This window comes from Lysinibacillus irui, assembly GCF_028877475.1.
In the GTDB taxonomy this organism is placed as follows: Bacteria; Bacillota; Bacilli; order Bacillales_A; family Planococcaceae; genus Lysinibacillus; species Lysinibacillus irui.
The window spans coordinates 4,227,524-4,240,257 of record NZ_CP113527.1 but is presented as its reverse complement, the minus strand read 5'-3'; the positions used below and the strand labels follow the sequence as shown (position 1 = coordinate 4,240,257).

At 35.5% G+C, this 12,734-nt stretch carries 8 protein-coding genes; all 8 read left to right on the top strand.

Going from position 1 to position 12,734, the window contains the following annotated elements; all coding sequences use genetic code 11:
* The first annotated feature begins 5 nt into the window (after window positions 1-5).
* The 8 genes from glmM (at window position 6) to OU989_RS21290 (ending at window position 12,732) form a co-directional block, all read left to right on the top strand.
* Entirely contained in the window at window positions 6-1,358 is a 1,353-nt protein-coding gene (gene glmM, locus OU989_RS21325; RefSeq protein WP_274794929.1) for a phosphoglucosamine mutase, read from the top strand.
* A 125-nt stretch (window positions 1,359-1,483) separates the two neighbouring features.
* Complete coding sequence (locus OU989_RS21320; protein ID WP_274794927.1) at window positions 1,484-1,999, top strand: type 1 glutamine amidotransferase domain-containing protein; 516 nt, start codon at window positions 1,484-1,486, stop codon at window positions 1,997-1,999.
* A gap of 656 nt (window positions 2,000-2,655) precedes the next feature.
* On the top strand, window positions 2,656-4,458 hold the full coding sequence (glmS, locus tag OU989_RS21315) for a glutamine--fructose-6-phosphate transaminase (isomerizing) (RefSeq protein WP_274794926.1): 1,803 nt from the start codon (window positions 2,656-2,658) through the stop codon (window positions 4,456-4,458).
* A gap of 153 nt (window positions 4,459-4,611) precedes the next feature.
* On the top strand, window positions 4,612-5,451 hold the full coding sequence (locus OU989_RS21310; protein ID WP_274794925.1) for a TnsA endonuclease N-terminal domain-containing protein: 840 nt from the start codon (window positions 4,612-4,614) through the stop codon (window positions 5,449-5,451).
* Entirely contained in the window at window positions 5,448-7,601 is a 2,154-nt protein-coding gene (locus OU989_RS21305) for a transposase (RefSeq protein ID WP_274794924.1), read from the top strand. Before OU989_RS21310 ends, OU989_RS21305 begins: the two co-directional genes overlap by 4 nt.
* Window positions 7,576-9,264, top strand: coding sequence for an ATP-binding protein (locus OU989_RS21300; RefSeq protein ID WP_274794923.1), 1,689 nt, complete (start codon window positions 7,576-7,578; stop codon window positions 9,262-9,264). Before OU989_RS21305 ends, OU989_RS21300 begins: the two co-directional genes overlap by 26 nt.
* Before the next feature lie 103 nt (window positions 9,265-9,367).
* The gene (locus tag OU989_RS21295; protein ID WP_274794922.1) at window positions 9,368-11,194 is read left to right on the top strand and encodes a TnsD family Tn7-like transposition protein; all 1,827 of its coding nucleotides are present in this window, start codon (window positions 9,368-9,370) and stop codon (window positions 11,192-11,194) included.
* A 2-nt stretch (window positions 11,195-11,196) separates the two neighbouring features.
* Window positions 11,197-12,732, top strand: coding sequence for a Tn7-like element transposition protein TnsE (locus tag OU989_RS21290; protein ID WP_274794921.1), 1,536 nt, complete (start codon window positions 11,197-11,199; stop codon window positions 12,730-12,732).
* Window positions 12,733-12,734: the final 2 nt, after the last annotated feature.

The following is a 12,734-nucleotide window of genomic DNA, read 5'->3' as shown; positions in this document are numbered from 1 at the left end:
GTAGAATGGGTAAATATTTTGGAACAGATGGCGTCCGTGGCGTCGCGAATAGTGAATTAACACCGGAATTTGCATTTAAACTTGGTCGTATAGGTGGCTATGTTTTAACAAAGGATGCAACTGACCGTCCAAAGGTTTTAATTGGTCGTGACACACGTATTTCAGGTGAAATGCTTGAAGGTGCACTTGTTGCTGGTCTTTTATCAATTGGAGTAGAGGTAATGCGTCTGGGTATTATTTCAACGCCAGGTGTGGCATATCTTACTCGTATTATGAGCGCAGATGCAGGCGTCATGATTTCAGCTTCACATAACCCAGTTGCTGATAATGGCATTAAATTTTTTGGTCCGGATGGCTTTAAGCTAACTGATGCACAAGAAGAGGAAATTGAAGTACTACTGGACGCTCAAGAGGATACATTACCACGTCCAATCGGCGCAGAATTAGGTTCTGTAAGTGATTACTTCGAAGGTGGTCAAAAATATATTCAATACTTAAAGCAAACAGTGGATGAAGAATTTGATGGTATCCATGTCGCACTAGATTGTGCACATGGTGCAACATCATCATTGGCTACACATCTATTTGCGGATCTAGAAGCTGACATTTCTACAATGGGTGCTTCCCCAACTGGCTTAAATATTAATGATGGTGTAGGCTCAACACATCCAGAGGGATTAGCTAAATTTGTTTTAGATAAAAATGCAGATGTAGGTTTAGCATTTGATGGTGATGGCGACCGTTTAATTGCTGTAGATGAAAACGGTAAAATTGTTGATGGGGACCAGATTATGTTTATCATTGGTAAGCATTTAAATGCGGTTGGACGTTTGAAGAAGCAAACAATTGTTTCAACAGTAATGAGCAACATGGGCTTCTACAAAGCTGTAGCAGACAATGATATGCAAAGTGTACAGACAGCTGTAGGAGATCGTTATGTTGTCGAGGAAATGCGTGCCAATGATTACAATTTAGGTGGCGAACAATCAGGACATATCGTTTTTCTAGATTTTAATACAACAGGTGATGGTTTACTTACAGGAATTCAGCTTGTTAATATTATGAAAGCGACAGGTAAAAAGCTTTCAGAACTTGCTGCTGACATGAAAATATTCCCTCAGCGTCTTGTTAATGTTCGCGTAACAGACAAGCATGCTGTGACGGATAATACGAAGGTTGCAGCTGTAATTGCAGATGTAGAAGCTGAAATGGCAGGCAATGGTCGTGTCTTAGTACGTCCTTCAGGTACAGAGCCACTAGTACGTGTTATGGTGGAAGCTGCAACAGAAAATGATTGTGAGCATTTTGTTGAGCGTATTGCGGACGTTGTACGTCAAGAAATGGGTTTAACAGAATAGTGTTAATTAGAAACTCGATTTCCATTTACAGGAGATCGGGTTTTTCTTATTTGTAAAAATGTTTTAAATAAGTGAGATGGGGAACAGTAATAAGGAGTCACAATAACAAGGAGTGTTTTATTGATATGGCTAAAATTGCTACAGTTATTACGGATATGTTCGAGGACATTGAATTTACAAGTCCTAAAGAAGCTTTAGAAGCGGCTGGACATCAGCTAGTAACAATTGATACGGAAGCAGGTAAGGAAGTAAAGGGGAAACATGGAGCGACCGTAAAAATCGATAAAGGCATTGATGAGGTAAAAGCTATAGAATTCGATGCTCTCTTTATCCCTGGTGGTTTTTCTCCTGATATATTACGCGCGGATGATCGTGTAGTGGCATTTGTTAAATCCTTTATGGATGATATGAAGCCTACCTTTGCCATTTGTCATGGACCACAACTGCTCATTACAGCTAAGACTTTAAATGGTCGTGATGCAACAGGCTATAAATCCATTCAAGTAGATTTAGAAAATGCTGGGGCAATATTCCATGATGAAGAAGTCTTTGTTTGTCAAAAGCAGCTTGTAACAAGTAGAACACCAGATGACCTCCCAGCCTTTAATAGAGAAATCGTTAAATTATTGGGTAGTAAATAAAAAGCGGGCACAAGCATGAAGTTGCTTGTGCTTTTTTATGGCTCTGGCGTTGACCTGTAAATGAATTCATATGTTATTTGATCATATCAATTGGTAACTCTTTTATGATAGCTAATATTATTTTGTTTACATAATTGTCACGAAAAAGCATTATGAATAGGTCTTTTTTATAACGAAAATTTGACGGATAGCATATGATTGAGTATGATGGAGAAGTTGAAGATGAGGTCCGACCTTGTTCTTTAACGAGCGCATAAGGAGGGGAAGAAAGCGTAAAATCGGAAAACAATTATAGCGCCTGAGCTGAAGAAATCGGACGAATAGATCTTCAGCAGACGAGGTGGAGGATTATCGAAAATTCGGCGGATGCCTCCCGATCGACATACCCGATTGTCATTTTTCATTTTGAAAGCATTTAAGTGATTGAATGTACAGAAAATGAAAAAGGTATAGTTAAAAGCAAAAGATAAATAGAAGAAACTTCACATATCGAAAGAGCTCGGTTCAGAATGGCTGAATGAGTAATTTGTTTGCATGTACAGGAGGCTTTATTTTTCATAAAAAATAAAGTATAGCTTGTCCATTCAAAAAAGTTCGATAAGATGAGGTCTAATTTGTCATTGCATTAAATTGACAATATCGGAGGAAGAAAAATTATGTGTGGAATTGTAGGATATATTGGGGAATCAGATGCAAAGGAAATTTTATTAAAGGGCTTAGAAAAACTAGAATACCGTGGCTATGACTCAGCGGGTATTGCAGTTCGCAATGAAGAAGGCGTAACGGTTTTTAAAGAAAAAGGACGTATTGCCGACTTACGTGAAGCGGTAGATGAGGAAGTTGCAGCTAAAATTGGTATTGGTCATACTCGTTGGGCAACACATGGTGTGCCAAATCGTTTAAATGCTCACCCACATCAAAGTGCATCAGGACGCTTTACACTTGTCCATAATGGCGTTATTGAAAACTATCATTTATTACAAAAAACATATTTAAAAGGCATTCCAATGAAATCTGATACAGATACAGAGGTTATCGTCCAATTAGTAGAGTTATTTGTGAAAGAAGGCCTGAGCACAGGTGATGCTTTCCGTAAAACTCTATCTCTATTACATGGTTCATATGCACTTGCACTATTGGATGCAGAAGCGGCAGATACGATCTTTGTAGCGAAAAATAAATCGCCACTTCTAGTTGGAATTGGTGAAGGCTTCAATGTTGTAGCTTCAGATGCAATGGCAATGCTACAAGTAACAGATCAATACGTAGAGCTTCACGATAAAGAGGTAGTTATCGTACACAAAGCAAGTGTTGAAATTACAAAATTAGATGGTTCTGTAGTAGAGCGTGCGCCGTATACAGCTGAGCTTGATATGAGTGATATTGAAAAAGGAACATATCCTCACTATATGCTTAAAGAAATGGATGAGCAGCCTACAGTTATTCGTAAAATTATTCAAGCATATGAAGGGGACAATGGCGATTTAACGATTGACGCAGAGATTTTAGAGGCATTACGAGCGGCAGATCGTTTATATATTATCGCGGCAGGCACGAGCTATCATGCAGGATTAATTGGTAAGCAATATTTCGAAAAAATGGCGGGTATTCCAGTAGAGGTTCATATTTCTAGTGAATTCGGCTACAATATGCCATTACTTTCAGAAAAACCTTTATTTATCTTTATTACTCAATCAGGTGAAACAGCAGACAGCCGTCAAGTGCTTGTGAAAATTAAAGAGCTTGGTTACCCAACATTAACAATTACAAATGTACCTGGTTCCACACTATCACGTGAAGCAGATCATACGTTGTTATTGCATGCAGGTCCGGAAATTGCAGTAGCTTCTACAAAAGCTTATGTTGCACAGGTAGCGGTTCTTGCTTTAGCAGCCTATGTAACAGCAAAGGCAAATGGTAAAGGCTTAGAATTTGATTTAAAACAAGAGCTTGCGATTGCTGCAAATGGCATCCAAACAATCATTGATTCAAAAGATGTATTAGAAGATATCGCAGAAGACTACTTAAAAATCGCACGCAACGCATTCTTCATCGGCCGTAATATGGACTTCTATGTAAGCCTTGAAGGGGCATTAAAACTAAAAGAAATCTCTTACATCCAAGCAGAAGGCTTTGCTGGTGGAGAACTAAAACACGGAACAATTGCCTTAATCGAAGAAGGTACTCCAGTGTTTGCACTTGTTACACAAGCATCTGTCGGGCTAAACATCCGAGGTAATGTTAAAGAAGTAGCTGCTCGTGGGGCATATCCATGTATTATCGCAATGGCTGGCATTGACGAAGATGGTGACCGTCTAGTAATTCCACATGTACACGAATTACTAACACCACTTGTATCTGTAGTGCCACTACAATTAATTAGTTACTATGCTGCTCTACACCGCCGCTGTGATGTGGATAAACCACGTAACTTAGCAAAATCAGTAACTGTTGAGTAAGGTTTTATGTTAAAAAAGTTGTGAGTGTAGATTTGAAATAAAGTCGTGATGTTTATAAAAAAGATGCGATGTTTAAAATAAAGTCGCGACGATTGTAAAAAAGTTGCGAAGCTTTACCCCTTTGGTTATTATTTAGCCAAAGGGGTGTTTTTTATGTCTAAAAGAACTAGAACATCTAAAGTTGAAAAGTGGATTAAAGAAGGTCGTGGCTCGGGAATTGGTGCCGATTATAAACCGTGGTTAAATATTCAAGATGTTTCCTCATTGGGAAGATCCACTCGTTTAAAAGGGATTAAAACAAAAAGGCAGCACGAATTTTTATCAGATTTGGAACGAAACTACTTTTATTTAACCGAATATTCGGATTTTGTTGTTGATATTCGAGAACAATTTCCTTTATTGCCGTTGGAAGAAACAATTGTCATTGCTGATGAATTAGGTCTAAAACATCCTACAGACCCTAAAACGAATGAGCCAGTTGTAATGACAACGGATTTTTTATTAACGGTAGAAAAAGGAAATGGGTTAGTAGAGCTTGCACGAACAATAAAAATGAAAGATGAGCTACTAAAACAACGAGTTATTGAAAAGTTTGAGATTGAACGAGTTTATTGGGAGCGAAGGCAAATTGATTGGGGCATTGTAACAGAGTTGGAGATTCCTAAAGAAATGGCTCGGAATATTAGCTATATTCATGATTATTATGATATTCAACAATATGATGCATTTCAAAATATGAACCAACAGCATATTGAAGATTTAGCAATGGCACTGTTACAAAGTATATTAAGTGAAAGCAAAAACATTAGAGAAGTTACAAATGTATTTGATAAAGAGACACATATGCCCTTAGGAAGTGGTATGACGCTATTCTATCATTTACTTGCACAGAAAATTATTCGGGTAGACATGTTAGAGCTGTTAAACGTGGAACAAATAGTTGTTATTCAATCAATAGATGAAAGCAAGTTGAAGAAGGTGAAATACGGTTGATTTATATTAATCAAGTACTTCAATATACAGCAGATTCACAACGCATTCGTATTATTGAAATTGAAGAATCGTACGCCTATGTAGTTAATATCGACACAACGAGTGCTATGCCTAAAAGAGAGCTATATAGCCATTTAGAGATAGAGCTTGAGCAAGGTGAATTATTGAGAATAAGCGATCCTTTTGCAAAAGCAATTCCAGATGATGAATTAACGTCTGTTCAAATTAGCAAACGAGATGAGGACTGGGCAACTGTAGAAAATTTTATCCTCCCTAATATGAAAGAGCTACTAAAGAAAAAGGGACGTGAAGTAAAAATAGTAGAGATTACCGCCGAGAGTGGACTAGGCAAAACAAAGGTGAAAAAACTGCTAAGTCGCTATTGGCAACGTGGTATGAACAAAAATGCTATGTTACCCGATTACGCAAATTCAGGTGGTCGAGGGAAGACTAAAAATCTTAGCCATGATAAGGTTGGTCGCCCACGTAGAGTAACGGTAAATGGTGAATATCGGAGTGGCATTAATATAACTGAGGAGATTAAGACGCAATTTGAACATGCCATTAATAAATACTACCGCAAAGCCAATAACTATTCGTTAAAAGATGTGTACCATTTTATTTTGCGTGATTTTTATGCAGACCGTTATAAAGAAGAGGGAGAAATTCAATATCGTATTTGGGAAGCAAATCGTATTCCTTCATACCATCAATTTTACTACTGGTTTAAAAAGCTTGAAGACCCTAAAAAAGATATTGAATTTCGTAAAAGTGCTAAGGAATACGAGTTAAAACATCGTCCTATTTTAAGTAATTCTAAAATTGAAACAAACGGACCTGGCACACGCTTTCAAATCGATGCAACGATTGCGGATATTTATTTGGTCAGTTCTTTTGATATAAATAGAATTATAGGTAGACCTGTTGTTTATGCAATTATTGACGTATATTCACGTATCGTTACAGGGATATATGTAGGATTGGAAGGCCCGTCTTGGTTAGGAGCAATGATGGCTTTAGATAATATGGTTGCTGATAAGGTTGAATTTTGTAAGCAATATGATATTGAGATTACTGATGAGCAATGGCCAACATATCATTTACCCGAAATAATTATCGCTGACAGAGGCGAATTTGAAGGCTACGCAGTAGCTGGTCTTATTAATAATCTAAATATCAAAATCGAAAATACAACAGCGTATCGAGGGGATTTAAAAGGTATCGTTGAACGTAAATTCCGTACAATGAATGGCAAAGTAAAACAGAAAGCGCCTGGTGCTATTCAAAAAGAATATCGAGAGCGCGGAGATAGAGATTATAGGCTCGATGCTACACTGAATTTAAAGGAGTTTACGGCATTAATCATTACGATGATGCTTCAGCATAACCATAAAATCATTGATAAGTATCCAATGGAAAAAGCGATGATTACAGAGGGCATTGTGCCAACTCCTATAAATTTATGGAACTGGGGTATTCAAAATCGGAAAGGTCGTCTTCGAACAGTAGATAGGGATATTTTACGTTTAAATGTGTTGCCACGTGGTAAAGCCACAATTTCACGAGCAGGTATCAAGTTCAAAAATTTATTATATGGATCAAAACGAGCAATCGAAGAACAATGGTATGCAAAGCTGAAAAACAAAAGTATTGATATTGTGTATGATCCACGTCATTTAGACAAAATTTATATCCCGAATGATAACGGAATGGATTATGAAACGTGCATATTATTAGAGCCTAGCCAGCAATATAAATTGGACTTTTTAGAAGAAGTTGTTTTTCAGCAACAGTTACGAAATGAATTAGAGGAAGAGGAACGCTCTAAGCAAGTGCAACTGACAATTAATACAGATACGATGATGGATCAAATTATTAAGGCAGCAGAGCAAAAGAAAAAACAAGCCCTACATCAGCCAACAAGTAAAAAAGAAAAACTAGCTGCGATTCGAGATAATAAAGCGAATGAAAAACAAGCTAATCGCGAGGAAGAAAAATTTGATTTGTCACCCACTGTAGCTGGACAATCAACAGAAATCATAGATTTTACATCGAGAATAAAACTGGAAGAGCAACCACAAAAGAAGTCATCACGTCTTATGGAAAAATTAAAGAGGAAGCGAGATGAGGAATTTGGAAAAGATGAATAATGTCGTCTTAAAAGGAGATATGGAAGAAGCAAGTTATAAGACTCAAATGCTTATTGAATATGCTCATAATCCTTTTATTGAAGCCCTACCGCCAATCTTTGATGAAGATGATGTGTTGGATCGTTTTATGGTGACTCCACGTATTAGTGAACAAGATAAGAAGAGTGCAGCGAATATTCGTTATCATGTTTTAAAACGTGTGAAAAACTTCATTCAGCCGTTGCCAATCCATTTTGAAGTAGAGCGTCGGTTATCGACTTTGATTCGTCGTGGTTATTTAGCCCGTAATCCGTTAGATAAATCATTCCTTGAACGGATTCGAATATTGCATCACCTACGTGAGGATGAAGAGCAGGCACATCAATATATTGATGAACGCTTAAACCATATTCGTTCAACAGCAGATAGTCTATCGATTATTGGCATCTCAGGTATCGGTAAAACAACCGCAATTGAACGTTTGTTGTTAATGTATCCTCAAGTCATTAAGCATGAACTGTATGAAGGACATCCTTTTAATCGCACTCAAATCGTTTGGCTTAAAATAGATTGTCCGTATGACGGTAGTTTATCTACCTTATGCAAAAGTTTTTTCAAAGCAATTGATGATTTATTAGGTACACGTTATTTAGAGAAATTCGGTTATTTAAATCGAGTTACCTCAACAATGTTATTACACATGACATCATTAGCCAGTATGTACGGGATTGGCGTTCTTGTCATTGATGAAATTCAACATTTACTTCATTCAAAAAATGACCAGGAAGAAATGCTAAATTTCTTTGTGACATTATCAAACACAGTAGGTATACCAACAGTATTAATTGGGACCTCGAAAGCACAACAGCTATTTAAAGGGAACTTCCGACAAGCTCGCCGTGCAGCAAGTGATGGTTCAATTATATGGGATCGTATGGTAGAAGATAGTGAAGAATGGGAATTCTTCTTAGAAACTCTATGGGCATTTCAATGTTTAAAGATTCATTCGGAACTAACAGAAGAGTTGAAAAAAACATTTTATGAGGAATGCCAAGGAATTACTTCGGTAGCAGTTAACTTGTTCATTTTAGCTCAAGAAAGAGCTTTATTTGATGAAGAAAATAGAGAAGAAAGAATTACACCGAAAGTAATAAAGAAAACAGCAAGAGAAGATATGAAAATTATACAACCAATGATGAATGCATTACGTACAAATGACCTAAAGGCAATGTATAAGTATGAGGATATTATGATTAATCTAGATGATCTTATGATTAATCATAAGAAGAATACCGAATATGAGGGTAAAGTCAAGGAAGCTATGACAGAGCGTCAGAATACTCTTCAGTACAGACGACTAGAGATAACGGAAAATCTTAGTTATGAGATTGCTTCATTAGGAATTTTCGATACCTTAAATCCTAATGATATAAGAAAGGTAGTTTACAAAGTTGTAGATAACCAGCCAATTGAAAGTGAATATAACAATTTAAAGTTAGAAGCTATACAGAATGCAATGACTTTAAATCAAAAGAAAAAAGAACAGAAATTAAATCGTACACATAAAAATGAATTATTACCTTTAGTAAGGTTAAGAGCAAAAGCTTTAGAAAGAAAAAAGCATCCGTATGAATTATTACAAGTAAATGGATATATAAAACCGTTTTTAGAGGAGTTTATTTAATGATTTATGACACTCTTTCATAACTAACGGTACATCTTATGTCTGAAAAGCTAGTTATATCGGCATTATAGAAATAAGTCGAGTATTCCTAGGGGGACATAAGATGTTACCGTTTTTTACAAATCCTTATCCAAATGAATTAATATATTCAGCAATTGCCCGGTATCATTTTTATAGCGGCAATATTGATTGTAAAGATACGTTGGAAGAGTTGTTTGACAATCGTTCTGTGATACCGAGTGTAGGAATTGGTAGTTATTTTTCTGTTTTAGCAGAAAAACTAGGTGCTCAATATTCTGTAGAATCACTATTGGCTAACCACACAATTTATCCTTATTATGCTTCATTTTTGTCGAAGCAGCGTCAACAAGAAATATTAAACGATGTAAGAGAAGATGGTAAGGCACTTTATACAAGGCTAGGAATGGTCGCTGGAAGCATTTGTATTAAAAACGGTATCTATTATTGTGCTATTTGTGCAAAATCAGATACAGAGCAATATGGAGAGCCGTATATTCATCGTGAGCATCAACTACAAGGAATAGATTATTGTCCTCACCATGAAGTTCTATTAAGAGAATACTCGGTAACCAAAGATAGTCGCATTGAGTATATTCGTTTCGAATTAAACCATATGAATTTATCAGAGTTATATGAGATTGATCCACATAAAGAAATGTCAGTATATTTAGCAAAGCAGGCCTACAAATTGCTTCATTTACCGTTGCATTCAATCTCAAGAGAAAATATTAATTCTAAATATAAAGCGTTATTGCGAGAGTATAATTTAATAACTGCGTCGAATCAAGTTCGTCAATATGGGTTGTATCAAGCTATTAAAAATATTTTTCCCTATAACTTTTTACAGTGCTATGATAGCGAATTAAATGAGAAAGATGAATATAATTGGTTAAAAATATTAACTCGCAATATGAAACGTCATGTACATCCGTTTCGCCATTTACTTTTACTTTATTTTTTACAACAAGATGTAGATAGTCTTATTAATCAGAGCGATGACACAGGAGCTTTTGGAAAAGGTCCATTCCCTTGTTTAAATATGGCCGCATCTCATTACAAGCAATTAGTTATTCCAAATGTAGAAGTAACAAGAGATTATAAATTGGAAAGTTTGATTGGTACATTTACCTGTTCGTGTGGTTTTATTTATGCAAGAAAGCATACAAAAGATATGTTTGAAATAGGTCGAGTAAAAGTGTTTGGTAAGGTATGGATAAAAAAATTAGAAGCTCTTGCAAAAGAAAAATGGAGCATTAGAGCGATGGCGAAAATTTTAGGTGTAGATTCTAAAACAATTAAAAGGTATTTAAATGGAAATGTCGAATTAATACAAGTAGAAAGTCATGAATACGATGTTAATAAATTAGGACAATATAAACAAGAATTGCTAAAAGAAATTCAACAGAACCCAAATCTATCTCGTACAGCATTACGAAAAAAAATTGCAAAACAGTATATGTATTTATATCATTATGACCGAAGTTATTTAGAGAGCGTGCTACCTAAAGTACAGCTAAGGAATAAACCAACAAGATCTGTAGATTGGTCGAAGCGAGATCAGCAATATGTGCAGCAAATAAAAAGACTACATCAACAACTACTACAAGAGCTTAAACCAATAAGAATAACGAAATCCATTTTAGGAAGAAGATTAGGCATATCGGGAAACTTAGAGCATCACTTAGATAAGTTACCAAGTACAAATGAGTTATTGAACGACATTACCGAAACTGTTCAAGATTTTCAAATACGTCGCTGCTATAAGGTTATTGATGCATTAATAAAGCAGAACAGCATAATTGATTTGTGGCGAATACAGCGAATTGCAGCAATCAAATCACATCATTTTCATGAAATTAAACCTCAATTAAAACATTATATTGAAATGAAGCAGGAAGTGAGTAAGTAAGGATGAGTGACCAACAAGTTAAACTGAACAACTGGCCTTTTAAAGAGGGGGAGCAAGCACAATTAATTTGGATTAGCTCCCCTTTTAAATATGAGAAAAAAGTTATGATGTATGCTTATTTCAGAGCCAATGGCAAAACAGAAAAATTACTGGTGGATTGGGGAACACTTCCAGCATTAGTTATTCAACATTATTATATTGATGGTGATATTAGAAAAAGTATTCCACCAAAAGGTACTGAAGCAATAGTAATCACCATTTATCCTAATATGGTTGATGAGTATGAGAAAAAATGGAATATTATAGGTACTAACGATAAAGATATTTCAAGAAGTTTTATTGTAAAACAAGGAATTCAAAATTATATACTTCCTCTAATTGAAGTGGTACGTAGTATTTTAGCACCCAATCGTTTTTTGCTATATAGACTTTTTGAAGCGAACTCATTTCCTCAATATTTTATAGAAAACTATGATCGTAATAAAATTCATTTGGATTTTTCATCGCAATATCACCGAAAATATACACAATCAAACTATCTGTGCCAGCTTGTATGGCTCCTTACAAATAAAGATTTAAGAAATGTATTTGAGAATGTGGCGTACACATTTAATAACAGTGGCAATTTAAATTTTGATTGGTCAATTAGACAGCCAATTACTATTAAAGCAATAGTGAAACCTAATGCAACTGGTGGCACAGTCTTAAGAGTTGTAAGTATGAAAAATAAGCAAATTCCTTATAGTGAAATTTCATTTGAACATCCAGAAGTGGTTCAATCTGAAAGATCAAATGAGCCTAAAAAATATACATTACATACTAAGAAAAATATAGATAATCAGCAAGAGGAATTAATGCTCGATGAAAAAGTTGAGGGAACAACGGATAACTTCGACTCAATTGAGATGAACAATCAAAAGCATGAATATGTGAAGCTTCCAAAAATAACTAAGATTTGCAGAAATTTAAATAAAAAACGTGATTTTGAAGATGAGCATACTAAAAAACACTTTGTTAATGACCAGGGTAAACGATCAACAGCAGATGTAGGTGGAAATAAGCTAGCAAGAGGATTAGAACAACATATACCTACTGATATTCAGTATGGTGAATTGGGAGAGTTTATCAAAGTCGTGAAAGTGTTACAGGGCTATAATGAAGTACAGTCAATTAATATTATTCAAGGCAGCTTGAAGGAATTCTCTGAAACTAAACGCTTTGTTTATTTGAGTGATAATTTGACAGAGAGAAAATATGTGATTGCTGAGATTGCATTGCTCCCAAATACTGTAGTCAGTATGATTGAAGTAGAAAGAGAGCATAAGGCCCTATCTACGTTGATAGTTGTATTAAATAAAACTGCTAATAAAAAGTACCTATATCATCTAATACTAGATAATTTAGTTGATAATAGTGGGACATGGGATAAAGATCTGTTGAGTTTTCAATGCATTTTATACATAACCTTGAGACACGTAAGAAAAAATCCAGAACATCAGGCAAAAAGATTTATCGATAAAATTTTTAATATCATATGAGG

Bases quoted from the DNA above. Each gene is read 5' to 3' on its own strand.
- OU989_RS21290 (WP_274794921.1), top strand. From the start codon at position 11,197: ATGAGTGACCAACAAGTTAAACTGAACAACTGGCCTTTTAAAGAGGGG.
- OU989_RS21320 (WP_274794927.1), top strand. From the start codon at position 1,484: ATGGCTAAAATTGCTACAGTTATTACGGATATGTTCGAGGACATTGAA.
- OU989_RS21295 (WP_274794922.1), top strand. From the start codon at position 9,368: ATGTTACCGTTTTTTACAAATCCTTATCCAAATGAATTAATATATTCA.
- OU989_RS21300 (WP_274794923.1), top strand. From the start codon at position 7,576: ATGAGGAATTTGGAAAAGATGAATAATGTCGTCTTAAAAGGAGATATG.
- glmM (WP_274794929.1), top strand. From the start codon at position 6: ATGGGTAAATATTTTGGAACAGATGGCGTCCGTGGCGTCGCGAATAGT.
- OU989_RS21310 (WP_274794925.1), top strand. From the start codon at position 4,612: ATGTCTAAAAGAACTAGAACATCTAAAGTTGAAAAGTGGATTAAAGAA.
- glmS (WP_274794926.1), top strand. From the start codon at position 2,656: ATGTGTGGAATTGTAGGATATATTGGGGAATCAGATGCAAAGGAAATT.